Genomic DNA, 25154 nt, shown 5'->3' with positions numbered 1-25154 from the left:
ACCAGCTGACCAGCGTCGTCGGCCAACGTTTTAGCCGCCGCCGACCCCAGCAAGGATATGGAACCGACCGACGCCCACCGGGCGACGTTCGAACTCGGGATCAAGTTCGGCGCGCTCTATCACCAGTTTGCCGGCACGCCGATCAGCCCCGCGAGCGCCGCCGAGCTCGCGAGTGCCATCGAGAGCGCGATCGAGAACCAGCCACATTGCGAGGCCGTGACCGTCGAGATGAAGACCGAAGCCATCGAGACGGCGGTCGACCCGGCCGTGGGCTACACGGAGTTCACCGGCGAGTTCGCCGACGTGGAGATTCTCGTGGACTACGAGGGACTGGAGGCGAGGGGTGTCATGGAGATGGACGACGGTTATCCCCGGATGCGGCTGGTCGACGTTGACAATTCGATCTGAACTTCTTTGACGGTCTTGGAGGCTGTTATCGAACACTGCTCACCCCATCTCTGGTAAGATTGAACGATAGATATGGCGCTTACTTAACGGCTGTACTGTGTTTTTAGAGCTGGCAGGGGCTTTCTTTACCAGGGAGGTGGTATGAGGGGCGTATGGCTACGGACGAGGAGGACGTTCCTGATGGTCGGTGTGGGTTTACTTTGCAACCAGAGGACGTTAATATAGATGAGTATTATCACCAGTCTCTTTGGCATAAACATGCAGAAGCCGTCAGTTGCTGGCGACCTGTGTGGGATGAGTATGAGGAAACTGGCCGGTGTTTTTGGCACGCGGACGTGGATGACAAGACCGTTGAAGACCTTCAGCATTACCGTTCTGATTGTCCTGAACGGCTAGACGGAGCCATTCTTCGCGGTATTCAGGCTGGTGACAAAGTTTCTTTTGGAGAGTGTGGATTACTGGGAGTTGAGTTTGAGGGTGGAGAGTACAGGCGATCTGATTTCACAAGGTCTGATCTCAGATGGGCCCAATTTACGGAAGTCAACCTGAATTTGGTTGATTTTTCGAATGCTGATTTTAGAGATGTTCAGTTTATTGATGTGGACTTCCAATGGACTGACTTCTCGGATACCGATCTTGAGGAGGTTATATTTTCCATTGTCGATTTAAGGTGGGCTAAATTTACGGATACCGAGGTAAAAGAAGTTGAATTTTTAAATTCAAATCTTCTAGGAACTGATTTCTCAGGGACCAAGTTTTGGAAAGTCGAAATTCAAAATTCCGATCTCCAAGGAACTGACTTCTCGAATGCCGATTTCAGGAAGATTGATTTGTTAAATGTCAATCTAAACAGAGCAAAATTTTCGAATATGGACCTCAAAGGGGTCGATTTCACAGGTAATGACCTTGAGAAGGTAAAATTCTCGAACATTAAATTACACAAAGCTGACTTCTCAAATGTCAATCTACAAGGGGCCGAATTTCAGAACGCCGACCTCAAGGAAGCGGACCTCTCTGATGCAGGCCTTCAGGAAGGACACTTCTCCGAAACTAATCTCCATGGGGCTGATTTCTCGGATGCCGACCTTCAGGTAGCTGTCTTTATAGATGCCAAGCTTTGGAAATCCGAATTCCTTGGGACCAATCTCTGGGGGGCAGAATTTTCTGAAATCGATGCGAAGTTTGCCACTTTTGAAAATGCAAACCTTCAAGATGCAGTATTTTCAGCTGCGGACTGCCGATATGCAATCTTTTCTAGCGCACTCCTATATGAAACGGTCTTCGAGGATATGCGCATTAACTCGGGAACAATATTTTACAACAGAGAACTCTCCTCCAACAAAAAGAGTGAAATATTGTCGTTTCTTGGCCGATTTACTTCATTTTTGTCGGTCGTACCCGAATCCAGGCCATCGTCTTCCTTTCGGCCAGTCTGTGTTTACGAGGCAGACCCATCTATAGAAGACTCCGGAGAATCATTAGATTCAAAGTCGCTGCTACCAGGTACTGACCGCTTAGAGGCCGCTAGATGGGTTTATAGGCGTCTCGAAACCCTCCACGAGAAGAATGCGCTCTCGGAGGAGGCACGCAAGTTCCATATCAGCAAGGAGGAAGCCGAGCGAAAGCTGCTGAAAGAGCGCGGCGACCCACGCCGGTACGTGAAGACACTCATGTGGGCGCTGTCGAAACACGGCGAGAGTGTCAAACGTTTATTGACGTGGTGGTTCGGCGTGATCGTCCTCGCGGGGCTGGCGTTCCCGTTCGTCGGTGGGGTGAAGGAACCCGACGGCACAACGTACGCGATAGCGTCGCTAGGGGAGCTAGAGACGTGGGCTGGCGTCAATGACGTGCTGTTGAACGTCTACTTTAGCGTGATCACGTTCTCGACGATCGGTTACGGGGACCTCTCGCCTGCGAGTCCGTGGTCACGGGTACTTGTCGCAGGGGAGTCGCTGGTGGGGGCGATTCTTGTTGCCTTGTTGGTTTTTGTGCTCGGGCGGCGAGTGGCGCGGTAGGTTGCTTAAGTGTCTTGTTCAAAGAAACCATTGATGAAACTTGAAAATCAAAAACAGCAAATTTCGTAATTTCCATTCTAGCTGATCGGGCCAGATTTCAAAATTTCCTGCATATTTAAGACAATAGGGACTATTACTAATAAGTGGGTTAGCCGGTGGTCCCGACGAGGACTACATAGCAATGGTCCGGTGGCTTAACACTTAAGGGTTCGTAGACCCGGGTGAAAGTGTCGCCTGAGTGCTCTGGGTACTTTTAAACTGTTTAAATAAGATAAGTCGATAACTTCGACGGCCTAGACCTAAGTCACATGGGGACGGACACCACCGGTATGGCTCTCGCAGCGATCGACCGCATCGACGACGCCGTCGACATGACCCGCTCGTTTCTCCTCCCGTTCGACGGTGGGCGGTGGCTCCGTCTCGCCGTCGTCACCTTCTTCTTGCTCGGCGGCAGCGGCGGTGGGAGCGTCTTCTCGACGACAGGTAACGTTCCCGCCAGTGCTGGGTCGGTCCCCGGCGACTCGCTCCCGGCATTCAGCGTCGAGCTGCCCGAATTGACGGCGACAGCGATCGCCGTCGTTCTCGGTCTTCTCGCCGTGCTCGTCCTCTTCGGGCTGGTCGTGGCGGCGATCGGCGCGATCATGGAGTTCGTCTTCGTCGAGTCGCTGTCAGCCGATGACGTCGCCGTCCGGGCGTACTTCGGGCGCTACCTCGGCCGCGGACTCCGACTGTTCGCCTTCCGGCTCGTTCTCGGGGCTGTGGCGTTTGCGATCTTCGGCGGGGCGTTCTTGCTATTGTTCGGTGACGTGATCGCGGCGCTGTTCGCGGGCGAAGCCGTCTCGCCGTCGATCGCCCGGATCGTCGCTGGCGTCCTTCTCTTGTTCCTGCTTGGCCTTGTCGTGGGCATCCCAGTGGCCCTGCTCAACGGCTTCACCACCGAGTTCGTCGTCCCGATCATGCTCCGTGAAGATCGAGGCGTGCTGTCGGCCTGGCGGCGCTTCTGGCCGACGCTCACCGAGCAGTGGACCGAGTATGGCGCGTACGTGTTGGTCGCCTTCGGCCTCCACATTGTCACCGGAATCGCCGGGAGTATCGTCCTTGGGATCGTCGCTGTCGCGTTATTGGTTCCGTTCGGCATCGTCGCCGTGCTGGTCGGTCTAGGTGCGTTGCAGGGCGGGGTGATCACCGCCACAGCGGTCGCGGTGCTTGCCGCGTTGCTACTCGCGTATCTGCTCGTGGTCTTCGTGGCAGCGGCCGTGATCTACGTCCCGATCCGGGTGTTTCACCGCCAGTTCGCGCTGCTGGTGCTCGGGGACACCAACGCCGAGTTCGACGTGCTCGCCGACCGTCGCCCCTCGGGCGCTGATTGAGGGAATATCACCCCGAATTTCGGGCAATCTTTTAACCGAGAGCGTGTGAAGTGGTGTCTATGAGTCAATCGACACTCGACGACGACGATCTCTTCGGGGAGGCAGCCAATGAAATGCGCAGCGACGTCGAGGAACACCTCGCGGCGGCCCGCGACGAACTCCCCGATCCGGACGCGATCTGGGACGTCGAGGCCGACAACACGCTGGGTGTCCTCAACGCCCTCCGATCCGAATTGGAACCGGGTGAAGCTGAGGCCCACCTTCGGGACGCCAAAAAGTGGTACACGATGGGCGAGCGGGCCGATGCCTTCGACGATGCCGGCGATCTGGAGGACGATATCGAGGCTGTCGAGGGACTCATTACCGACCTGACCGATGCTCGCGAGCAGGTGAGCGACCTGGCGGGTACTGTCCCCGAGATCCGGAGCGAACTCGAATCAGCGGGTGACGAGGAAAGCGACAGCGACGAATAGGGACTTACGCCGTCGGGCGGTCGCGCTCGGCCACGTCTTCGAGCAGTGTTACCAGCTCGTCCCGGGCCGAACGGAGGAGTTTCTCGCCGCGTTCGGCGTCCGCCACAGTTGGATCGCCGACGACGCCGTTGGGCGCGAACTCCTCGACGTCGTAGGCGAGATTCACGCTGCTCGTCCACTCGCCCCAGCGCTCGGCGGCACCCTCGCGGGCAGCGCCTTTCTTGTCTTCGTCGACGAGTTCCGGCGCGACGTCTTCGAGCACGCTGGTTTCCATCGGCCCGGCGTGTCCCATCGAGATGTCATCAGGATCGACCGCTTCGAACCAGGTGAACGGGACCGCGTCGGCGTCGTCGTGGCGGGTGATTCGAGCACAGATTTCCTTGAGTGGGCCGACGTTGCCGCCGTGGCCGTTCACGATCACGACCCGGTCCCAGCCGTGGTGTGCGAGGCTGGCGACGGTCTCGCGGACGGTCGCACGGAAGGTGTCCTCGCTGACCCATAGCGACCCCGCAAAGGCACGGTGTTCCTCGCTGACGCCGACCGTGATCGGCGGCGCGACGACGACTTCGCCCGGATAGGCCTCGACCGCCGCGTCGGCGACGGCCTCGGCGATGATGGCATCGGTTCCGAGGGGTGCGTGCGGGCCGTGTTGTTCGGTGCTTCCGACGGGGAGGACGGCGAGGTCGGTCTCGACCGCTTTGGCGTCGGGCCAGGTCGACTCGGTGAGGTGCATGTCTCCACGGGGCGGCCGCGTCGTGAAAACGATTCCTCTCAGTTCGCGACGAAATCGGGAATCGAAACTCGGTCCCCGGGGTCGATACCGGTCGAGTTCGTCCAGCCGTGGGGGACTTCGAGCACGTACTGGCCCTGGCCGCGGTACTGCTGTTGTGGGTCACTCGGGTTTTCGGGCAGCCTGGCGTGATGAATCGTCGTGATTGTACCGTGGGTGTCCAGGAACAGAATGTCCAGCGGGAAAGACATGTTTCGCATTACGTAGGGATAGGTGCCGGATTCAGGGTGGACAAAGAGCATACCCTCGCCATCCGGGAGCGAATCGGTTTCACTCAGACCAACGTAGCGTTCACGTTCGGTGTCGGCCACGCGGACGTCGACGGTCGTGAGGTCGGATCCGTTTTCGTCATGGATCGAAAGGGTGGCGTTCTCGTAGGACAGCGGCGAGAGCAGGGGTGCCAGTGGGCTGGTCGGACCCGTCAGTGCCAGCACTGCTGCCAGGACGAGCAGTGCGACGACGACCAGGTTGACGAGTCGACTGCGATCCATGTCTGGCAGGATGGGAGGGGGAACTGAAAGCGTTCGGATCAGAAAGCAAGGGTTATTTCGCCGGATGCAGTTTTTCGGGATACGGGTCCGTGGTCTAGGTTGGTTATGACGTGGCCTTTACAAGGCCGAGGTCGGTGGTTCAAATCCGCCCGGACCCATTCTGCGACGAACGGACGTGAGGAGCGAATGGCATGGCGGTTTGAACCCTGAAAGACGAACAAAGTGAGTCTTTCTTTGGTTCAAATCCGCCCGGACCCACTGAGTTTTCGCGGCGCTCACTCACGAGCGCCGCGTGTGCGAGGCGGACGGCGGATTTGAACCCTAGAAGTCGCAGCCCGCGCAACGGAGTGAGCAGGAACGTCTTCGTTCGGTTCAAATCCGCTGAGAGAGCACAGCTCTCTCAAGCCGTGCTTCACGTTGTTCGGCACGGCGCCGAGAGAGCGGAGCTCTCTCGAGCCCTCGTTCACTCCGTTCACGAGGACGCCCGGACCCACTTCTCGCGCCGCTCTCGGGCGTTTTCCTCTGTCCATCGATCGCGACTTTCCAGCACTGGTGCGAACAATTTCTGCGAGTGGCCGTGGATTTTTACTGGGGCGCTGTCGGTCTGTGCCTGCCCGGTATGCACGCCAAGGACTGCTTCCCAGCAGTCAGTCGTCCGCTACCGCCTTCGTCTCGGGTTCGACGTAGACTTTCTGGATATCGGGATAGGCGTCGATAATGGCGTTCTCCATGTCGGTGATGTGGGTGTCGATCTCGCTGGTGTCGAGACCGGCATCGAAGGCCACGTCACTGGAGACAACCACGTTTTCGGGGCCGAAGTAGACGGTCCGGAAATCGACGATTTCGGCGACGCCGTCCCACTCGCGGATGATTTTCCGGAGTCGCTGCTCTTCGGCTTGTGGGAGGCTCTCGCCCAACAACAGGCGTTTGTTCTCCCAGGCCAGGGCGATGGCAAAGCCCATGAGCATGAGGCCGATGAGCAGGGCAGCGGTCGCGTCGAACAGCGGATTGCCTGTGAAATCCGTGAGGAACACACCACCGAGGGCTAACACCAACCCGATCAGCGCGATGGTGTCCTCGGTGAACGCCGTCAGCGTCGTCACGTTCGACGTTTTCCGGAACGCCTCGAGGAACCCGCTCCATCCGTATTCGTCGATATCGGATTGCATACCTGCATATGCCTTGCTAAAGGCCCATCCCTCGAAGAGGATTCCACCGACGAGGACGATGTAGTTCACCCAGATTGCGGGGACCGTCATCCCGAACTGTGTCACGGTGCCGGACAGCGCAGCCGCCTCGTGGTGTAGGATCGCGTTGAACCCGTGTTTGGCGCTCTCCCAGCCCGCGATGCCGAACAGGAGCACCGACACGAGGAAACTATAGAAGAACTGGGCTTTCCCGTAGCCGAATGGATGCGCACGGGACGCCGACTTCTTCCCGTATCGGATGCCAACGAGCAGGAACACCTGGTTGCCGGTGTCGGAAATACTGTGATACGTCTCGGAAAGCATCGCGGGGCTTTGGGTGAGCAGAAACCCGATGAACTTCAGGACGGCAATAGCCCCGTTCGCAAAGAGGGCAGCGAGGACGACGGATCTACTATTTGCCACTGAACGAACATTGTTGCTCTCTCTGAAATACCTTTTCAGACATTTCGGATATCTGAATGACGTCCCGTTTCAGTCCCCATCTCTGTGTTATCGTTGCTATTTGGTGACAATGTTCGCCGGGTGCTGGAGTCCCCGTGGCGCAACTGGTCTTCGATTCGGTAGCCAAACCTCGGCTGTCCCGCACCCAGAAAAGTGTTATACGGCCGTCGCGTACGGTCGGTAGATGCTGCTGGTCCTGTGCGTGGATCTCGATGACGACGTCGGCCGGAAGACCGGCATCGAAACGCCGGTCGTGGGTCGCGACGCCGTCGAGAGCGCCGCAGTCGAGTTCGCGACGGCCGATCCAGAGGACAGTGACCTCAACGTGTTGTTCGAGGGGATTCACCTCTATGACGAACTCGATCGCGCCGGCGAGTCCGTCGAAGTCGCCGCCGTGACCGGGATCGAGGGGAGCGACGTCGCTGCCAATCGGGCCGTCGGTGTGGAGATCGACACTGTCCTCGCGGGATTGACGACCGGGGAGGATGTCCGGGCGATCGTGGTGACCGACGGCGCACAGGACGAGAGCGTCGTTCCGGTCATCCGCTCGCGGGTCGACATCGACGGCGTCCGGCGGGTCGTCGTCCGCCAGGCACAGGATCTGGAATCGATGTACTACACCATCAAACAGGTGCTCAACGACCCCGAGACTCGGGGGACGATCCTGGTCCCGCTCGGGATCCTGTTGCTCATCTATCCGCTCGCCGTCATCGCGGACATTCTCGGCATGCCCGGCGACGTGTTCGGTCTCGCGTCGGGGTTGCTTGGCATCTACATCCTCTCGCGGGGACTCGGACTCGGGGACGCCGTCGACGGGGCAGTCGACCGCGCCCGATCCGGGCTGTACGCTGGCCGGGTTACAATCGTCACCTATGTGGTTGCCGGGGTGTTGCTGGCGATCGGTGGCGCGAGCGGGTTGGAGATGCTCGATACCGTCCGCGGGGGGCTGGAATCTGCGACGCTGGGTGCGACTCAGGCCGTGGCCGCGGTGCTCGCGGGGGCGATCCACTGGCTCGCCGCCGCCGGGATCACTAGCAGCCTCGGCCAGGTGACTGACGAATATCTCGCCGGGCGATTCCGGTGGCGATATCTCAACGCGCCGTTCTACATTCTCGCCATTGCCGGGGTCATCCACGCCGTCAGTCTGTACGTCCTCGGCCGGGTCTCCCTTTCGTATCTCGCGGCGATGCTCACCGCCGGGACGCTGTTGGGACTGTTCAGCACGCTCGCGTTCGCCATTGCCGAGTCCAGACTAGAGCGTGGCGAGGCGCCATCGAGTGCCTGAGACAACGTACGCCATCCGGACTCTATCGACTGGTTAGGGGCGTTCGAACTCGGCACGGAACCGACGAACGGGTGGCGTTTCGTCGTCGTAATACTCTTCGAAGCTGCGGAGTTCGAGTCCTGCTGCCGTGAACTCCTTGACTCGCTGCTCGGTCAGTGGCCACGGCAGCTCGCCCGTCGGCTCGTCGTTGTCGCGTCCTCGACTGATGACAAGCAGCCTGCCAGACGGCTTGACGAACTCCGCGATCTGCTCGATGGCGGTACGTCGCGTTGCTGGAGGAAGCACCTGCAACGTGTACGATTCCAGGACGAAATCGAATGCCCCGACCCAGTCCGCTGGTGGATCAAAGAGGTCTGCTTCGTGATACGCCGCCGTCGAATCCGGGAACCGCTCGCGACACTGTTCGATCGCTGCCGGTGAGATGTCGAATCCCATCACGTCGAATCCACGACCCGACAGTGCTTCGACGTCGTCGCCAAGTCCGCACCCGACTACGAGTGCTCGTTTCCCCGTTGGATCGAGTGGCGTCTTCTCGAGCCACTCGAGAAGGTTCGGATTCGGCTCCAGATCCGCCCAGGGCACGGCAGCTTCCCCGTTGGATCTTTCCGAATAGAGAACGTCGAACCACGCCAGTGGTTTCCCTTCGGTCGTGTATTGCTCGGCGAGTTCGCGGGCCCGGTCACGATTCTCCATGTGACCGAACTCACCCGCCGCTGTGATAATGCTATCCGATCGGCGACGCAGTCCGGTACGAGACATTGCCGTCTCTGGATGCCTTGTGCCTGCAAGGAAACCCGCCGGTTTGGACCAGTGGATGATGACAAGCCGAGCGCTTTTTGTAAGTCCTGACCAACCCTACGGTTGGGGGCACGTAGCTCAGTCCGGACAGAGCGTCGGACTTCTAATCCGACGGTTCGTGGGTTCGAATCCCACCGTGCCCGTCCATCTTTTTACTTCGTCGGGTTCGCTCGCTCCGCTCGCGAACCACTCCTCGCAAAAAGCTGGGCCAAAAACGACCCGAGCGGTCGCTTCGCTCCCGCTCGGCGAACCGGCTCGCTCCGCTCGCCGGATGCTGTTTCCCTCCCACGGCAAGCCCGAGTCGAAACTGGCCCAGGCCCCGAATTCCAGTAAGTGATGGAGAATCTTGGGCAAAAGCCCGGTAACGGAGTAATATTTCGGAGCGTCATCGCCCGGTACGTCACCAAGCCGCGGTGGCGTCTGGTGCGATTTCTCTATTCGGCGAATTCGAGATTGGTGTGTTTGTAGGCGTACGTATTGATGTCCTGATCATCGCAGTAGGACGCCAGCTTCGCCGGATGGATCTGTCTCCAGTCACCCGGTCCTTCATCGAGTAGGTCGACAAACGAGACATCGACTGCCTCGTAATCGAACTTCTCCGGCGGAACCCGCTCGATGACGATCGCTTCATCTCCACTATCGTTTCGAACGCGGTCCCCTGGCGTGAACGGGTTACTCGGTCGCTGGTCCATCTTGGCGGCGCTCGGCCCCAGCTCGAGCAGCTGGTTCATCGGCCTCGATGCCAGGTGGTCCAGCTTTTCCGGCTCTTCTCCCGAGAAGTCGTGCTTCGTCGCCGCTTTCGATTGCAGCGTCTCGATCCGTTCCCACCCCAGGAGGATCAGCGCGTCCTCGTTGTCCCGGTGCCAGGCCATCACGACGATGTCGTCATCGTCGTCCGTCTTCAGGACTTGCTCGGGCAAGAACGCGGACACGTCCCGTGAGGTCTTTACGTCTATTTCGTAGCCGAATAGCTCGAAATCATACCCAGAGAACGATTCAGGGTTGCACTTCCGTAGCGACGAAGCGTTCTTCCAGTCCCACATCTCGACGGGGATGAACTCCCGACAGAACTGCTCGAAGGCGAGTTCGCCGAGGTTGCCGATCCGCTTGACGTCGGCGTTCCCCTGGCCGGTGATGTCGACCTGGAGTTTCGCCTGGTGGCTGGCACGTTCATAGTCGATTTCGGAGGGCGTATACCGGTACATCTGAAAGCCTGCTGGCGATATCGAACGTCGCTGCCCTAATTCTTTCTAGATGTGTTGTAGGAACGCCATTCTGGCTTGTGATGTGGGTGCGAGAGAGTATTTCTATGCATATTTTCACTCATGACATAGATACAATCTTTACTAACGTTATTTAATTCATATAATTTATATTCATACAGGTGAATTATCTTGCTATGGAGGTTAGTAGTAACTACGGCAAGTTTTCGATCCAGGACCTTCTAACTAAAATAATACCTGGATTTATTATTATATTACCCTTCTTACTTTCTTTAACGGTTGAATATCAAAAACAGCTTACTGAGAACTCTACTATACTTGGATTCGTAATATTGGGCCTATCATACATTTTTGGAATTATTATTGAACATCTTCAGTCGACCACATTTCGGGTTCCGTCCGATCTTCGTATTCATTTAGCAGACCACTTTGATATTGATTCATACGTCCCCCTCTCTAGGAAAATACGGAATTCTGCTTCAAATACCTATTTATCAACGGTTAGTAGATTCCCCCGTCCTATCCAGCGAGTTTTACCTTCGGTTGATCGGTTCGAATATGGCTATCTTATCGATAGATACGATTGGGAGTTTAAACAAGCAATAAAAGAGGATCTTGAGTTAAATATTGGAGAAGATGATATACGTGCAATTTATGACCTGTTACTTATTCATATGGATGGGAAATTGTCGGAACGAACTCTCAAATACAAATTAATACGCCAATTTGATATAAATATGCGGATATCTGCCTCTGCTGCTTTGATTCTATATGTTGTTGCATTAGTCATCGAACAGTCATACATTACAATTGTATCTACAATAATAATATTTATTTTATCATTTTTGGTATTGATTTTACACTTGTATCTTGGGGATTCTGGATATTACTATACTGACTTACTGATAAAAGAGTATTATTATGATAGAGTGTCTCGATGTGGAGAGGACGGTAAGCCGTCTTGAATTTTATGGGTTTAAGTCGCACGAGATTGCGTACCGCTCTCGCTTCGCTCGCCGGATGTTCGCGCTTTTCGGGGGACTCGAACTAATATATGCCGAGCGAAGCGTGGATCGAACACAGTAAGAGCCACAATGCGAGCCGCGAAGCCGCGAGCGCAGCAAGGTCTGGCATCGAGTGAGAATCCCCGCGTGTATGTTCCTCGATTTTACGTCGCCGCCTTTCCTCGGCTGCCGCTGGCGGCCTGTGGGAAGGCACCTCGAAAAACTGCCGCCCCCGTAGTCGTCCAGAATCCCCGGCTCATAACTCGATCCCCTCACATCACGCGCCGTCTATGAGTTCCGGGACAGATCGTCAACCAGACGATCGACGGCGTCGTCGATATCCGCGATCTGATCGGTTTGGGCGTCGATTTCGTCCGCGATCGCGGCTGTTTCAGAAGCGATTTGGTCGGCTGCAGCCGTCGATTGATCGACCATCGAGGCGACTTCCTCCGTCGAGGCCGCCTGCTGATCCGTCGCATTGGCCACCTCAGCGATCCCGTCGCTGACCTCCGTGACGGAGTCGTGGATCTCGTTCAGGATGTCGACCGCCTCGTCGACCGTTTCGATCCCGTCTTCGATCCGGTCGTTATTCCGGTCCAGCGACTCGACGGCGTTGCGGGTGTCGTCCTTGATCCCGTTGACCATCGCCTCGATCTCGCCGGCGTTGGATTGGGCTTCCTCGGCGAACCTCTTGATCTCGCTCGCGACGACGGAGAACCCCCGTCGGCTTCGCCCATCCGGGCGGCCTCGCCTCGTCGGGTTTCCTCGGATAGCAGCGCCATCCTGTGGGAGCAGCGTGGCGGCTTCCCCGCCTCGAGCCGAGACGGCGAGACCGTCTCCCTCGAGACGCCATCCGGTTGCGGGCCGAGGGCCCGCAACTCAATCCTCGAGAGATGTGCGATCAAAAACGGTCCGTTCACGCCGTTCGGTGATCACTCCTCGAACCCGTCTTCGAAGACGAACGTCCCATCTTCCTGAACCACTTCACCGTCGACCTCGATGAAACTGTCTTCGCTCATGTCGACGATCATGTCGACGTGCTGGGCCGACTCGTTTTGCTCGTTGCCCTCGCCGACGTTGTCCTCGTAGGCGCGGCCGACGGCCATATGGACGGTGTCGCCCATCTTCTCGTCGAAGAGCATGTTGTAGGTGAACCGGTCGATGTCGCGGTTCATCCCGATGCCGAGTTCGCCCAGGCGACGCGCCCCGTCGTCGGTGTCGAGAATGCTCGTCAGCAGCTCCTCGTTCTTCGAGGCGCTGTGCTCGACGACTTCGCCGTCTTCGAAGACGAGTCGTGCGTCGGTAATCTCCCGACCCCGGCGGTAGACAGGCTTGTCGAAGAGGACGTTGCCCTCGACGCTGTCGGGGACCGGGGCAGTAAAGACCTCGCCGCCGGGGAGGTTGTGCGTGTCCGTGTCGTTGATGACGTGGTTGCCGTCGACGGACATGGTGACGTCGGTGGTGTCGCCGCTCACGATCCTGACCTCGCTGGCGTCCTCGAGGATCTCGACCAACTGTGCCTGGAACTCGCGTTGTTCGTCCCAGTCTTTGAGGATCGCGTCGTAGACGAAGTTCTCGTAGGCTTCGGTGCTCATCTCGGCGAGTTGGGCGTCTGCGGGCGTGGGATGCTGGGTGAGCGTCCAGCGGTCGGTCAGCCGTTCGTTGAGGATCGGCTGGTGGGCCTTCTCGTAGTCGGAGTTGACCTCGGGCGGGACGTCTTCCAACTCGGTGACGTTCGCATGACTGCGGATCACGGCGTGACAGTCGGCGGCCTCGACCAGCGCTTGCTCGTGGGCCGGCGTCTCGAAGTCGACGTCGGCGGCGTCGGCCGCCTGCAGGTAGCTCCGGATGGCGCGACCGCTGCGGTTGGTCCGGATCGAAACGGGGTGTGCGCCGCGGTCGCCGGCGATCTCGTACAGGGCAACGACGAGATCCTCGGCGGCGGGCTCGCTCTTGATGAGAAAGTTGTCCCCGGCACTCAGATCGACGGCGTCGGCGATGAGCTGTGCGTGTTCGCGGATGCGTGGGTCCATGATGGCAGGGACTTCTCGACCGTCAGCCAAACCAGTTTCGTCCCGTGGGTCACCCGCCGCGCTTGCCTTCACGCATGCCCTGGCTGAAGCCGGTCGCGATCCGGCGGACGAACAGGTAGACGAAGAAGACGAACGCGAGGACGACGACGACGATGCCGACGAGAACCGGGTCAACCATGACTCGCGGTTTCATCTCGGCGATAATATATGTTTCGTCGTTTGTTGTCATCTTCCCTCTCACCACCGGGCCGCCCCAGTTGTCTGCTTTCGCCGACGTGGACAAAACGGGTGGTCGGCGATTTCGGAGGGTGAGTCAAACGGTCGTTTGAACTTCCGGTATTCACTTTATGCGCCCGACCATGAATCCACATGCGCTACCCCCGCTTTGGCCCTCCATCACCGCGCTCGTCGCACTCATTTCCCAGCGACGCGCACCCGATCGATCACTGTTCCGTCCCGCTCCCGAAGTTCGAGCCGTATGGCTCCGTTTGCCGGGTGAACTTCGGCGTGGGTCGGCGGGCCGGCACGCGGATCGGCGTGGCTTCCCGGATTGAGGACTGGCAAGTCCCCGAGTCGCTCGATCGCCGGCCGGTGGGTGTGTCCGATGACGACAAGGTCAGCGTCTCGTTCCCGGGCAAGCAACGGCAGCGATGTCGGGGTGTGTTCGTGTCCGTGGACGAGAAGCACTCGCCAGTCGTTCCATTCGATAGTCCGGACGGCGGGCAACTGTTTCTGAACTGCAGTCGTGTCACTGTTGCCGTGGACCGCGGCCAACTGGTTGGCTCGGCGCTCGAAGGCCTCATAGACCGCCCTCGTCGTAAAGTCTCCCGCGTGGAGCACCTGGTCGGCACTCGTGAGTGCGTCGGCTGTCCGTCCGGCGAGCCGTGGTTCGTCCGTCCCATGAGTGTCCGCGAACACAGCGAGCACGGTCCTCGATTGGATCAGACGACCGAAAACATTCTCGAACCGTGGCGACGGCTCAGAGGTCACGTCGCCGGAACCAGTACTGGCCGAGGCCGAGGGCCACGACCGCACCGGCCAACAGGAGGCCAGCCCCAGCGATGTCGTAGGTGCCATCGACGAGGATGCCGGGCGGATCGAAGTACCGCACCGGGGAGAGTGCGCCGAGCCAGTCGTACTCAGTTGTCGAGATGACCGATTCGAAGAGCCAGCTGAAAAAGAGCAGCCCGAGTGCGACCCGCCCGGCGGCTCGGCCCCGGCGTACCACCACGCCCAGCAGGATGCCACCGGCGCTCCAAAAGAGGAGATACGGGATGGAGAAGGCATGCACGATCGCGAGATCCACGACCGAGAGTGATTCTCCGATCGTGAGCGATGCCACGTACAGCACGACCGGGACGACCACGTTGAGGGCGGCGATCGGGACGAGAACGGCGAGGAACTTCCCCAACAGGACGCTCCGCCGGGGGACAGGACCGGACAGCACCGTGTCCATCCGCTCGTCCCGGAGGTCGCCGGCGACCGTCCCGGCGGCGGTATAGGCGAGATAGCCCCCGAGACCGACGATCCAGCCGAGCGTGTAGAACTCGCTGGCGAGCAGCCCCTCGATCGATTCGAGGCTTTCGAAGCCGAACAGTTCGGTCACGACCGGCGGCATCGCATCCAACAATTCCGAGAACCCGGCGTCGATCATCTGCGGGCCGACCCAGACGTACAGGAGCCCGAACAGCGAGAACAGCACTGCGAGAACCGCCGTCATCCGGAGTCGGTTACGCCCCTCGAAGCGGGCGACCACGAGGAGCGGATCGTCGTCGGGATCGCGGCCCGTCACCCTGCCGTGAGTGTCGGTGCTCATTCGACATCGACCTCCGCGAACAGCCAGGCACTCCCGACGACGAGGACGACCGCGACACCGGACAGAACTGCCCCGCCTGCGGGGTCGTAGGTCCCTTCGGTGAGGATCGCCAGCGGATCGTAGTATCGCATCGGCGTGATCCCGCCCAGCCACTCGATATCAGTGTTGGTTACCAGCATCTCAAAGAGGAAGGTTCCGACGAGGGTTCCGGCGGCCACGCCCTCGGCGAGACGTCGCCGCGGTGCGGCAACGGACGCGAGCATGCCGAACGCGCCACAGGCCAACAGATAGGGGACCGACAGTACGTGGACGGCCGCGAGGTCGGCGATTGGAATCGTCTCGTCGATGAGCTGGATGGCTCCGGCCACGCCCGCAAAGACCACGACGTTGACGACGACGATCGGCGTCAACAGCGCGAGATACTTCTCGACGAGGAGTTGCCACCGGGAAATCGGCGCGGCGAGCAGCGTGTCCATCCGCCCGGTCTCGACGTCGCCGGCGATCGAGCCGGCCGCGGTGTAGGCGACGTACACACCGAGACCGAGCAGCCAGACGTACTCGTAGAGTTCGAGTGCGATGAACCCCTCGATGGTCCCCATCTTCCCCAGTCCCATCTCTTCGACCATCGCGGACGGGAACTGCTCTAACAGCGCCGCCATGTCGACCTCTCCGAGGATGCCCGGCGCGATGAGTGTCATCATCCCGCCGAAGGCTGCCAATCCTAGCCCGATGACTGCCGAGGCGGGGAACAGCCGTTCGGACTCGAAGCGGGTGGTTTCAAACATCGGCCTGCTCCGGACCGTCGGTCACCTCGTCGTTTTCATTCGCCTCAATATCGCCGTTCTCGACTGCTTCGACGCGCTTGGCCGGGTTCTCCCCGTAGAATCGCATGAACACGTCTTCAAGCGGTGCCTCTTCGATGCTCAGATCGAAAATATCGTATTCGAGAAGTTGTCCGAGCAGCGGCTCGTAGGCTCCGGTGTAGGTGAACGTAATGCTCGTTGCCTCGTTTTTCGCCGCGGCCGGTTTGTCGTCTTCGTCGCCGGCGTCGCTGATCTCGAGGTCGTGGATCCCCGAAAGCGCCAGCTCGTCTGCCTCGAAATCACCATCGAGGCGCGCCCGGACAATCTTCCCACTCCGATCTAGCAGGGATTCGACGTCTTCGAGTTCGACGAGATGGCCGTCGCGGATGATCGCGACCCGATCACAGACCTTCCGGACCTCGCTCAGGATGTGCGAGGAGAAAAAGAAGGTCTTCCCGCGGCCTTGCTCGGTGCGGATGAATTCCAGCAGTTGCTCCTGTTTCAGCGGATCGAGCCCGGATGTCGGTTCGTCCATGATGAGCACATCCGGGTCGTGCATGAATGCCATGACGATGGCGAGCATCTGCTTGTTCCCGCGGGAGTACTCCCGTACTTTGCGGTCCAGCGGCGGATCGAACAGTTCGAGCATCTCGTCGCTGCGAACGTCTCCACGGAGCGCCCCGTGATAGTCGAGCAAGCGGCGACCGGTCACGTTCTCGTTGAAACTCGGCTCGCTCGGCAGGTAACCCACGTCCGCGCGAACCTCCCGGAGCGCCGCCCCGTCTCTAATGTCGGCTCCCAGAACGGTCGCCGTCCCCTCCGTCGGCGATTGAAATCCCATGAGTGTCCGGATCGTCGTCGTCTTCCCCGCGCCGTTCGGGCCGAGAAACCCGAAGACTTCACCCTCCTCGACGGCGAAGGAGAGGTCCTCAACGCCCCGCACGTCGCCGTAATACTTCGTCAACGCGTCGGTCTGGATGGGCGGCATCTGTATTGTTTGGACCACTGATGGCTGGACTATAAATTTATCACCTGGCTGTGCACTTCCGGCCCACCGCCACTCGGCTGGGCCGGAGGAGTACGATCAAGGCATGCCCCTGTACCGACTCCCGTGAGTGAATGGGCGTGCTTGGTGGGTTCCACCATGCTGTTCGACTCTCCCCGTCCCGTCAATTTGACCATTGCTTGTTCACGGTCCGTACGGTCTGCCTTGCTCTCATCCGCTTTTTCGGTTGTGGCGTCTGTTTCCACAGTAGCCACGTCAAATCAGCCGGCCTTCCGTTGCAGGTTTGACTGGCATAGCTGTAACTCTATAGTGTACTATATAATGATAGTTCATAAAGTATAAGTTAGCAAGGTCCTATTGCTGACCTGGTGTGCTAGTATGTCAACAGAAGACGACCAAATGGATCGCGAAGCGGCAGAGGAAAAATTGCAAGAAGTAGTCAGCGTTGTCACATCCGAAGCGTATCTCGACCAGTTGGAGAAGGTTCGTCAGGCCCCGCCCGAGGAACGGATGGAAGCGGGGGCAAGATACCTCACACCAAGTGCGCTTCGTGAAGCGGGTGTCGAGGTTCCGGAAGACATGCGGATAAGTAGTCGGCTCTTCGACGATCAGATCGGCAAAGAAACCGAATTCGGGAATCCGGATGCGGATCAACCCAATGTGATTAGCGATCTTTCAGAACTGGATCCGGAGTATCTTTCCCGACTCCGTGACGTGGATCCCGACCTATTTGAGGATATCATCGACGAACAGCATGTCGGATTCGGGTCGGAAAACCCACTTGCAGCATGCGCATGCGCAGGTGGCTTCGGCGTATGTGCAGGTGCTGGTTGGTGATTCAAGATGGCGTCCAATCAAGAGTCACAGGGTCAGGTTGAGACATCCGAGTTGACTCGAGAGGATCTACAGGAGGTAATGATGGACTACTATTCGGACTTACTCGATGTGTTTTATTCGGATGCATTCCAGGAGCTATACCAAGAGATGCAAAGCCTCCCGGAAACGGAGCGACCGCAGTTCGTCGAAGATGTCTTTCTTGATGAAACGGTCTTACAGGAGCAGGGAGTGAACGTCCCGGATGACGTTTTGATCCAACGGTCTTCGTTCGGCGACCGTCGGCCGACATTGTTCTGCCTGAAAAAATACCTGCCCGAAGAATATCAGGAAAAGTTTGCCTGGCAAAATGTCAATCTTACCTTCGATAACGAGCACGAAAACTGGCCGATGTTCGAAGGCGAAGATGCCTGGCGAAAGCCAATGCATTACGATCTCGAGAAGCAAATACTTTCAAAGGATCTTTCCTCAGAAGGGTCTATAGAATAGTATCCGCGTATATGCTTTCTGAATTATAGCTGACGCCATTAGTGCGTTGGAGCGGGCTTGAACCACGTCAGGACGCGCTCATTTCGGTGCGCGCAACTCGTCTGCTTCAAATCCTTGTGACCATAGTACCGGCTCGCGAACTTGCTCGCCGGAAAATATGGGTTGGGGCGTCCTCGTGAGTAGCGAGACGCGACCGGTGGGAGCGTCTCGAGAACGCGAACGAGGGCTCGGAAGCGCTTGCTCTTCCGGCGTCGTGCTGAACAACGTGAAGCACGCCTCGAGAGAGCTCGCTCTCTCGGCGGATTTGAACCGCGAGGACTTCGCTTCGCTCGTCCTCTGGGCTCAAATCCGCTTGCCCACACAGACGCCGCTGGCTCCTCACTTTGTTCGTCGCAGTCGGCGTCAGAAGTGGGTTGGGGCGGATTTGAACGCCTCCCTCCTCAGCGCCTCTCGGGTCTGCCTGCGGCAGATTCGGCGCTTCCGCGATCAAGATCGGATGATAACCACCTCGGAATCACCATCCAGGGTCGAGCGATTCGGAAACTCCGATGACTCGACAAATCACAACCGAACGCGCAGTCGAACGGTATCTGAATGAACGGCGAGCAGACATATCCGAGTCTACCTACTACAACCACTCGTCCCTGCTATCACAATTCATCGAGTGGTGTGAGAGCGAAGGTCTGGACACTGTCAACGAACTCGATGGCTTCCACATTTCCGACTTCAAACTCTACCGACGAGACGAGGACAATATCAACAGTGTCACGTTGTATAACCAGATGACCGTCCTTCGGGTATTCCTTCGATGGTGTGAATCCCGAGATCTGGTCGAAGGGCTTGCTGAGAACATCTTGATGCCCGTTCCCGAAGATGACTCTCGGAACACGATGATTGATTCGGAAACGGCGGCACAGATCCTCCAGTTCCTCCAGAAGTACGAATATGGAACGTTGAAGCACGTCGTTTTCTCCCTCTTGTGGGACACCGGATTCCGCATTGGATCGCTTCGAGCAGTAGACCTCGGCGACTACAACTCAGAGGAACAGTACATTGAGGTGCGCCATCGTCCAGAATCAGAAACCCCGCTCAAGAACAAATACGGAGCAGAACGCGAGGTTAACCTTCACGAGTGGGTGTGCGACGTGCTTGACGACTACATTAGGATGCATAGACATGATGTGACTGACGACCATGGACGAGAACCGTTGATAACAACGAAGCAAGGGCGTCCGGTTCACTCGAATATCCGCGGTCATATCAACTCAGTAACCCGTCCGTGCGTGTACGCGGATCAGTGCCCTCACGACAGAAGTCCAGACAGTTGCGAAGCAGCCCAACGACGTGATACCGCCCAACGATGCCCTGACTCAATCCCACCTCACGCGATCCGGAGATCTGCGATTACAGCGTGGCTCAACGACGGCCACACGAAGGAACTCCTCTCCGACAGGATGAACGTCTCCGTGAAGACACTGGAGAAGCACTACGACGCCCGGACTGAAAGTGAGAAGCGGGAACTACGGCGCGAAGAGTTCGGAATGGAGTAGAGATCTACTCCTGAAGCGGTTCTTTATGTTGTTCTTTTTGGTCTTCAGACCAATATTTCGAGTACTTATCAGCGTACTTTGATGCAATGTCCTTGCTTGATTCTTCCACCAGTTGAGTGTCTTCAGGTGTTGTTTCCTGATTACTCTGGTTCTGTTGTTTTTTCTTCCTTTCTTTCTCACTCACAAACTCTACCACATCATCCTCTGACTTGTCTATTTTATTGGATTCATTCCGATCATGCATGGTCCCTTTGCTATCTCCTGTAGTCCCTGGTGTAGATTCACCGACCAGAAAGTCATCGTCTTCCCGTCGCTTGTTACCCATCATCACTTATTTCACGGCCATAACACATCAGCTTTGGGCTATCTCCTCTTTGACAAGCCAAGCAGCGTATTTATAAGGTAATCAACACATTCCCCTGGGTTCAAGCGTCCAATCCCTTTGCAAGAATTGAATAGATCGTATCGCATTCGCACGGATTCCGGCATCTATTTCCGTCTGGGCGTTGTTCTTACAGTACAGGCAGATTCTCACGGTTAGTTCTCCCGTCCAGTCGTAACTACCGAGTATCACTTAGCGGAGTCAACGCATGGAGGGGGAGAGTAGAACGAACCGCTGAGAGTCTTCGCTATCTTCTGACCCATGAGTACGAACACAACTACAGCGGCATCTCCGACCAGTACAGCGTCAACATCTAACACTAACTACTACCCGTGCGTCCAGTACGGTTTCCCTGTCGAGAAGGGGCCACGTCGCACACCGAAGCTCCGGACGATTTTCGAGCCGATCCCTGATGACGCAATCACTGCAAGCCCCATCTACAAGGTCCCGCAAGAACAGTACGAGCGGCAAGACGAGTTCGAGACAGGGCACGAGGTAAAGGGAGAGTCTTCGATAGCGAAAGAGATTCAAGACGAGTGTGAGGCCGACGACCGGGTACTCTACCCGATTCACATTGAGTCCGACGCGTATCAAGATGTAGGGCCGGAAACACTCATCTCGTGGTTTCGAGAGTTTGTTGAGGATTACCTCGAAGTGTCGTTCAACACGTGTAGGCTCTATTTTTCAGGGAATCGCTCTATCCACGTTCATGTTCCCCGGTTCGTATCAGGGGAAGCCAACAGGGAACAGCTCAAGGAGTTGGCTGAGTCCTTCTGCGAGGAAACAGGTGCTGACCTCGATACGGCCCTGTACTCGCGGAAACGACTATTCAGGCTCCCCGGTGTCGAACACGAGAAGTCCGGCCTCCCCAAAGTCGAGATCGCCTCAACGTGGGATCATACCCGTATCTTCCGCAAATCCCACGAAACGAACCCAAGCGTCTCAGTATCATATGCTGATGTTCTGTGGGATGTATTCGTTCAAGAATCGTTGACTAACGGAAAACTCCCTCATTCAGCGGATCAGCCACGGGATCTATTCGCGATGCTTAACCCCGACGAGACCGTGTTGGAGTTGATTTCCGAAGGTCAGGAAGAAAAGGCAGAGCAGGAGAACGCAATCGAAACTCCACTCATCGAGCAGATGGAGTTCCCCGCGAAGACCTACGACGTGCCAGAGTGGATACAGTACAATGGGCACCAATATTCTCCGTATGCACTTGCAGCGGGGAATCCTCGGAGTGTCGCAGCACTCGAAGTCAAGGGAGGTGCGTTTGCCCGAGAAGACAAGCGAAACGGCGCTCCTATGGTTCCAGTCAGGTTCTTTGGCGCGGTTGGATGCAACGGACAGTTCACTAAAGAAACGGAACACGGGCCTCTCCAACTCTCTGAAGGACCTGGGAAAGACTACGAGAAATGGGCTGAGAACGATTTCGAAGCCGGCGACTACGTGGTGATCATTGGGGGGCAGAGCAGGAGTTCCATCATCCACTCAGTGGCGAAGACCGAAGCACTCCAAGTGGGGTATCGTCTCATTCGAGAGGATGGGGGTCGTCAAGACGCACTCACGTATCTCTCTGAGCAAGGCTACGGCATTGGCACGTCCGGTTCCGCGGAAGCCAGTGCATCCACGTCGAAAGACCTCGCTGGGAAACCTCATGAGATCTGGCCTGCACGAGAAAGCCCGGGGACCAAAGCTGAAGCACTCCAAAAAGTATCTGAACGAGAAGGAATCGAAAACCTATCACACAATGAGAGGGTCCGAGTTGCTTGCCGTCATCTCCGATACGGATGGGAACCGACATGGGAATGGTTCGAAGACCAATTCGGGACCCAATTCAAGCCTCACGTCACCTGGGAGTTTCTGAGTGGGATAGTCGAAGACCCGGACTTCGGAGAGTACGATCACGTAGAGGTGCCTGCAAAACCGTCGTGATCTTTCTCCTCCCAATTGTATTGTATGCTTGAGTGCATTGATGGTGTTCTACGTTGGTGGGTAGGTTAAGGTAAGGAACACACCATTTCCCATAGTCATTACTTGTCTAACCTTTTCTTATATAGTATATAATTAGTTAAGTTACAGTATCTATAATCTATAATAACTATATCTATAGTAAGTACAAGTACTATAGTAATCATAACACACCCCCACCAACTAAGTCATTGTGCAAGAATCGCAGTACTCCGTCGGGATGATTGTCTACTTCCAAGACACTGCTTATAAATGGCATTAGTCTAAAATATATTATGTTAAAATGATATAAATACGGGCGAAGCATCCAAGCACTCGGTTATATTATACCCAGCGTGTATGATCACAGGTAATGTAACAATATCCGAAATTCCGCCCAATCATGAATGGGATTTCCGCCAGTATTCGGATTCCCGTCATTTGCAACCCTGAGCCAGAAAATTCGCAGGCGAAGTCACCTAACAGCTCTCTCGCCACTCCGATCAATGTTCTAACTGCTTGCTCTCATGCATTGAGTGCGGCGCTTTCCCTCCCTCGATGCGTTCCTACTCCGGATCCCTTTCCGCTGTGTCGTCACACACGGCGTCTGTGAGTTCCTCGTATAGTTTGGGATGGTTGGCCCGGAGTATCTCAACGTCGGTCGTCAGCTCATCCTCGATGCGTTTTCGAACCCGTGACGCTGCCTGATACTTTCGGTCATCCCCATGTTCGCCGGCGATCTGTTCCCGTTCGGTTTCGGTGAGGAGTGCGCGGGTTTTCGCCATATTGTGTCTTCGCCCGCACATGGGATAAGTCTGTATATTTACTAACGTTAGCAAATATACTAACCTTTATGTGCATGGGGTGCGTACTGTTGAGTACGAAGCGCGGTGTCGCCATCGCAGAAATGGCCGTGTGCTGGAACACACGACCGCGCTTCTGGAACACAGAAGCATGACAGACAACAACTCTGCGGCAGATAAACGCATCGTCAATGAACTACAGTTCGGCGCGAAAACCTCGAAGCGTGTGGGCTGGGAGACGTGGGAATTCGAAATCGAAGGCCCGCATCTCGTCCGTGTGACGAACGCGTCATACGGATTCGAGAAAGACGATCACAGTTACCTCGTTGGCATCGAAGAGCGTGACGGGCTGCTCGTTCCCACTGAGTGCGAGTGTCCAGCGGATCAGTATAACGAAGAGTATGACTGTAAGCACAAAGTCAGCCTCGCTACTATCGGTGGCCCTGTCGTTTTGCAAGCCGCTGTTGACTACGAAACCCCCACGGTAGACACCGAAGGAACCACCCCGCAAACGTTAAAAAGTAAACTCCGGACGGATGGGGGTGTTCTCACTGACCAACCTGACGACGAACCAAACCCCCTCAATGCACCGGAACGCTCCGAGTGTGATTGCGACGATCTACACGGTGACTTTCCCTGCGCTGACTGCTATATTGACGGACGGAAAGAAATCTCCAAATAACATTTTTCAAATATAGTTTGGGCTGTGTGTATGGTTCAGGTTATTTTCTGCTGTAGTTTCAAATCTTCAAGTCGACCCTTGGCTATCTCCAAGTACTCCTCATCAACTTCAATACTTATTGAATCTCGCCCATTTCTTGACGCTGCAATTGTGGTTGTCCCAATACCTGCAAAGGGATCCAGTACAGTGTCACCAACAAAAGAATACATTCTAATTAGACGTTCTGCTAATTCTTCTGGATATGGAGCAGGATGGTCCCCTGAGTTTTCCCCTTGAATATCCGTCCATATCTGTCGAAAGAATTGACTGTGATCATCGACTTGAATTGTGGAGAGAACTCGTTCAGCGGATGATGGTGAACGGTATTTTTCCGGTTTACGGAATAACAGAATATACTCTATGTCATTTTTTATCACTGCTCCCGGTTCGTAGGGCTTTCCCAGGAATCTGGCATTACCTCCTGCCTCTAATGCTGCATTCCCAATTTTTGCCCAAATTATCGGCGCAAGACTGTCAAATCCAATACTTCTGCACTGCTCTTGAATTGATGAATGCAACGGTAGCGCTCTGTGACGGCCTGCTTCCCGTCTTGACTGTAGTACATCCCCTACGACTACACACATTCTACCCCCAGGAATTAATTTGTCATAACACTCCTTCCAGACACTCTCAAGCTCATCGGTGAATGTTTCATATTCATCGATTAATCCTAGCTGCCCATTCTTCTTATTATTATAGTCTTTAATATTAAAATAAGGGGGGCTTGTGACAACCAGCTCTACGGATTCATCTTCGATATCACTCAATTCTCTTGAATCTGAATTGATGAATGAATGATCTGTCGGCAGCTTCTGGACAGTATTTTCTATTTCTATCATTTTCTCCCAATCTCTAGCCAATTCAGGAATCGCTGTCCTCAATTCTTGGTTATTTTTGTCTAAAAGATAACTACAAGAGTCTGGGATAAAATCCACCAACTCATCTTTTTCGACCATATTAGAGACCTATTGGCTCGAGCAAAATGCTTTTCCCTTCTCTACGTGATGGAATCTATTGAAGGGTAATTAACACGCATGATGGATGTTAACGATGACACGTTCTTTATGGTCCAGCTCCCCGAAGGAAAGACTCTCCACCAAACCAAAGAAGAGGCGATCTCACAACTCCAACAGCAGGCTGATGGATTGGAAGCAGAATCTAGCGACGTGAATATTGTCAAAATTGCTGTAGAAGATGATGATTGGACAATAGCTGAGATGTCGTGGCAGACAATCGCTCTCCAATTGATGGGGGAATAATC

Annotated in this window: 26 protein-coding genes, 2 tRNA genes and 1 pseudogene; 14 read left to right on the top strand and 15 right to left on the bottom strand. The window is 56.3% G+C overall.

Annotated features, from left to right (window positions below):
* Positions 1-57 precede the first annotated feature (57 nt).
* From HBNXHr_RS13400 to HBNXHr_RS13385, 4 genes are all read left to right on the top strand, one after another.
* Positions 58-408, top strand: coding sequence for a dihydroneopterin aldolase family protein (locus HBNXHr_RS13400; protein ID WP_275882526.1), 351 nt, complete (start codon positions 58-60; stop codon positions 406-408).
* Between the two features lie 152 nt (positions 409-560).
* Positions 561-2423 (top strand): pentapeptide repeat-containing protein, encoded by a 1863-nt coding sequence (locus HBNXHr_RS13395; RefSeq protein WP_275882525.1) that lies wholly within the window; start codon positions 561-563, stop codon positions 2421-2423.
* A gap of 329 nt (positions 2424-2752) precedes the next feature.
* A complete protein-coding gene (locus HBNXHr_RS13390; RefSeq protein WP_275882524.1) occupies positions 2753-3793 on the top strand; it encodes a hypothetical protein in 1041 nt (346 codons plus the stop codon).
* Between the two features lie 59 nt (positions 3794-3852).
* Complete coding sequence (locus HBNXHr_RS13385; protein ID WP_275882523.1) at positions 3853-4266, top strand: DUF5790 family protein; 414 nt, start codon at positions 3853-3855, stop codon at positions 4264-4266.
* 4 nt (positions 4267-4270) lie between these two features.
* Here HBNXHr_RS13385 and HBNXHr_RS13380 read toward each other — a convergent pair whose 3' ends face one another.
* Both HBNXHr_RS13380 and HBNXHr_RS13375 read right to left on the bottom strand, forming a co-directional pair.
* A complete protein-coding gene (locus HBNXHr_RS13380) occupies positions 4271-4999 on the bottom strand; it encodes a creatininase family protein (protein ID WP_275882522.1) in 729 nt (242 codons plus the stop codon).
* Positions 5000-5037: 38 nt separating this feature from the next.
* Positions 5038-5547: a DUF192 domain-containing protein gene (locus HBNXHr_RS13375; protein WP_275882521.1), complete on the bottom strand. Its 510-nt coding sequence runs from the start codon at positions 5545-5547 to the stop codon at positions 5038-5040.
* 83 nt (positions 5548-5630) lie between these two features.
* Here HBNXHr_RS13375 and HBNXHr_RS13370 point away from each other — a divergent pair.
* Positions 5631-5705 (top strand) — tRNA-Val (locus HBNXHr_RS13370).
* 489 nt (positions 5706-6194) lie between these two features.
* On the opposite strand, the gene HBNXHr_RS13365 is transcribed toward HBNXHr_RS13370, so the two are convergent.
* Positions 6195-7157, bottom strand: coding sequence for a cation diffusion facilitator family transporter (locus HBNXHr_RS13365; RefSeq protein WP_275882520.1), 963 nt, complete (start codon positions 7155-7157; stop codon positions 6195-6197).
* A 223-nt stretch (positions 7158-7380) separates the two neighbouring features.
* Here HBNXHr_RS13365 and HBNXHr_RS13360 point away from each other — a divergent pair, with 223 nt between their 5' ends.
* Positions 7381-8481: a DUF373 family protein gene (locus HBNXHr_RS13360; protein ID WP_275882519.1), complete on the top strand. Its 1101-nt coding sequence runs from the start codon at positions 7381-7383 to the stop codon at positions 8479-8481.
* 33 nt (positions 8482-8514) lie between these two features.
* On the opposite strand, the gene HBNXHr_RS13355 is transcribed toward HBNXHr_RS13360, so the two are convergent.
* Positions 8515-9174: a methyltransferase domain-containing protein gene (locus tag HBNXHr_RS13355; RefSeq protein ID WP_275882518.1), complete on the bottom strand. Its 660-nt coding sequence runs from the start codon at positions 9172-9174 to the stop codon at positions 8515-8517.
* Positions 9175-9346: 172 nt separating this feature from the next.
* On the opposite strand from HBNXHr_RS13355, the gene HBNXHr_RS13350 reads away from it, so the two are divergent.
* Positions 9347-9422 (top strand) — tRNA-Arg (locus tag HBNXHr_RS13350).
* A gap of 294 nt (positions 9423-9716) precedes the next feature.
* On the opposite strand, the pseudogene HBNXHr_RS13345 reads toward HBNXHr_RS13350, so the two are convergent.
* Positions 9717-10484 (bottom strand): annotated as a pseudogene (locus HBNXHr_RS13345) (hypothetical protein); the annotation flags it as partial.
* A 194-nt stretch (positions 10485-10678) separates the two neighbouring features.
* Between HBNXHr_RS13345 and HBNXHr_RS13340 the strand changes: the two are divergent.
* On the top strand, positions 10679-11467 hold the full coding sequence (locus HBNXHr_RS13340) for a hypothetical protein (RefSeq protein ID WP_275882516.1): 789 nt from the start codon (positions 10679-10681) through the stop codon (positions 11465-11467).
* A 327-nt stretch (positions 11468-11794) separates the two neighbouring features.
* Here HBNXHr_RS13340 and HBNXHr_RS13335 read toward each other — a convergent pair whose 3' ends face one another.
* The 7 genes from HBNXHr_RS13335 to HBNXHr_RS13305 all read right to left on the bottom strand — a co-directional run bounded on the left by HBNXHr_RS13335 (position 11795) and on the right by HBNXHr_RS13305 (position 17146).
* Complete coding sequence (locus HBNXHr_RS13335) at positions 11795-12277, bottom strand: methyl-accepting chemotaxis protein (protein WP_275883724.1); 483 nt, start codon at positions 12275-12277, stop codon at positions 11795-11797.
* Positions 12278-12438: 161 nt separating this feature from the next.
* Complete coding sequence (locus HBNXHr_RS13330; protein ID WP_275882515.1) at positions 12439-13539, bottom strand: aminopeptidase; 1101 nt, start codon at positions 13537-13539, stop codon at positions 12439-12441.
* A 49-nt stretch (positions 13540-13588) separates the two neighbouring features.
* The gene (locus HBNXHr_RS13325) at positions 13589-13717 is read right to left on the bottom strand and encodes a hypothetical protein (protein ID WP_275737548.1); all 129 of its coding nucleotides are present in this window, start codon (positions 13715-13717) and stop codon (positions 13589-13591) included.
* 236 nt (positions 13718-13953) lie between these two features.
* A complete protein-coding gene (locus tag HBNXHr_RS13320; RefSeq protein WP_275882514.1) occupies positions 13954-14466 on the bottom strand; it encodes a metallophosphoesterase in 513 nt (170 codons plus the stop codon).
* A 52-nt stretch (positions 14467-14518) separates the two neighbouring features.
* A complete protein-coding gene (locus tag HBNXHr_RS13315) occupies positions 14519-15355 on the bottom strand; it encodes an ABC transporter permease subunit (RefSeq protein WP_275882513.1) in 837 nt (278 codons plus the stop codon).
* Positions 15352-16140 (bottom strand): ABC transporter permease subunit, encoded by a 789-nt coding sequence (locus tag HBNXHr_RS13310; protein ID WP_275882512.1) that lies wholly within the window; start codon positions 16138-16140, stop codon positions 15352-15354. The genes HBNXHr_RS13315 and HBNXHr_RS13310 overlap by 4 nt, the downstream gene beginning before the upstream one ends.
* Positions 16133-17146: an ABC transporter ATP-binding protein gene (locus HBNXHr_RS13305; protein ID WP_275882511.1), complete on the bottom strand. Its 1014-nt coding sequence runs from the start codon at positions 17144-17146 to the stop codon at positions 16133-16135. Before HBNXHr_RS13305 ends, HBNXHr_RS13310 begins: the two co-directional genes overlap by 8 nt.
* A 396-nt stretch (positions 17147-17542) precedes the next feature.
* Here HBNXHr_RS13305 and HBNXHr_RS13300 point away from each other — a divergent pair, with 396 nt between their 5' ends.
* From HBNXHr_RS13300 to HBNXHr_RS13290, 3 genes are all read left to right on the top strand, one after another.
* Positions 17543-18001 (top strand): hypothetical protein, encoded by a 459-nt coding sequence (locus HBNXHr_RS13300; RefSeq protein WP_275882510.1) that lies wholly within the window; start codon positions 17543-17545, stop codon positions 17999-18001.
* An 81-nt stretch (positions 18002-18082) separates the two neighbouring features.
* Positions 18083-18487 carry a hypothetical protein gene (locus HBNXHr_RS13295; protein WP_275882509.1) on the top strand — a complete coding sequence of 135 codons (405 nt, stop codon included), beginning with the start codon at positions 18083-18085 and terminating at the stop codon, positions 18485-18487.
* Between the two features lie 548 nt (positions 18488-19035).
* Positions 19036-20037, top strand: a complete 1002-nt coding sequence (locus tag HBNXHr_RS13290; protein ID WP_275882508.1) for a site-specific integrase — start codon at positions 19036-19038, stop codon at positions 20035-20037.
* A gap of 4 nt (positions 20038-20041) precedes the next feature.
* On the opposite strand, the gene HBNXHr_RS13285 is transcribed toward HBNXHr_RS13290, so the two are convergent.
* Positions 20042-20362 (bottom strand): hypothetical protein, encoded by a 321-nt coding sequence (locus tag HBNXHr_RS13285; protein WP_275882507.1) that lies wholly within the window; start codon positions 20360-20362, stop codon positions 20042-20044.
* 318 nt (positions 20363-20680) lie between these two features.
* Here HBNXHr_RS13285 and HBNXHr_RS13280 point away from each other — a divergent pair, with 318 nt between their 5' ends.
* Positions 20681-22354, top strand: coding sequence for a hypothetical protein (locus HBNXHr_RS13280; RefSeq protein WP_275882506.1), 1674 nt, complete (start codon positions 20681-20683; stop codon positions 22352-22354).
* 581 nt (positions 22355-22935) lie between these two features.
* On the opposite strand, the gene HBNXHr_RS13275 is transcribed toward HBNXHr_RS13280, so the two are convergent.
* Positions 22936-23154: a hypothetical protein gene (locus tag HBNXHr_RS13275; RefSeq protein WP_275882505.1), complete on the bottom strand. Its 219-nt coding sequence runs from the start codon at positions 23152-23154 to the stop codon at positions 22936-22938.
* Positions 23155-23323: 169 nt separating this feature from the next.
* Here HBNXHr_RS13275 and HBNXHr_RS13270 point away from each other — a divergent pair, with 169 nt between their 5' ends.
* Positions 23324-23854 (top strand): SWIM zinc finger family protein, encoded by a 531-nt coding sequence (locus HBNXHr_RS13270; protein ID WP_275882504.1) that lies wholly within the window; start codon positions 23324-23326, stop codon positions 23852-23854.
* A gap of 35 nt (positions 23855-23889) precedes the next feature.
* Here HBNXHr_RS13270 and HBNXHr_RS13265 read toward each other — a convergent pair whose 3' ends face one another.
* Entirely contained in the window at positions 23890-24849 is a 960-nt protein-coding gene (locus HBNXHr_RS13265; RefSeq protein WP_275882503.1) for a site-specific DNA-methyltransferase, read from the bottom strand.
* Between the two features lie 78 nt (positions 24850-24927).
* Between HBNXHr_RS13265 and HBNXHr_RS13260 the strand changes: the two genes are divergently transcribed.
* Positions 24928-25152: a hypothetical protein gene (locus HBNXHr_RS13260; protein WP_275882502.1), complete on the top strand. Its 225-nt coding sequence runs from the start codon at positions 24928-24930 to the stop codon at positions 25150-25152.
* Positions 25153-25154: the final 2 nt, after the last annotated feature.

This window comes from Halorhabdus sp. BNX81 (assembly GCF_029229925.1).
GTDB lineage: Archaea > Halobacteriota > Halobacteria > Halobacteriales > Haloarculaceae > Halorhabdus.
The sequence above is the reverse complement of the archived record's forward strand: the minus strand, read 5'-3'. Positions and strand labels throughout refer to the sequence as shown.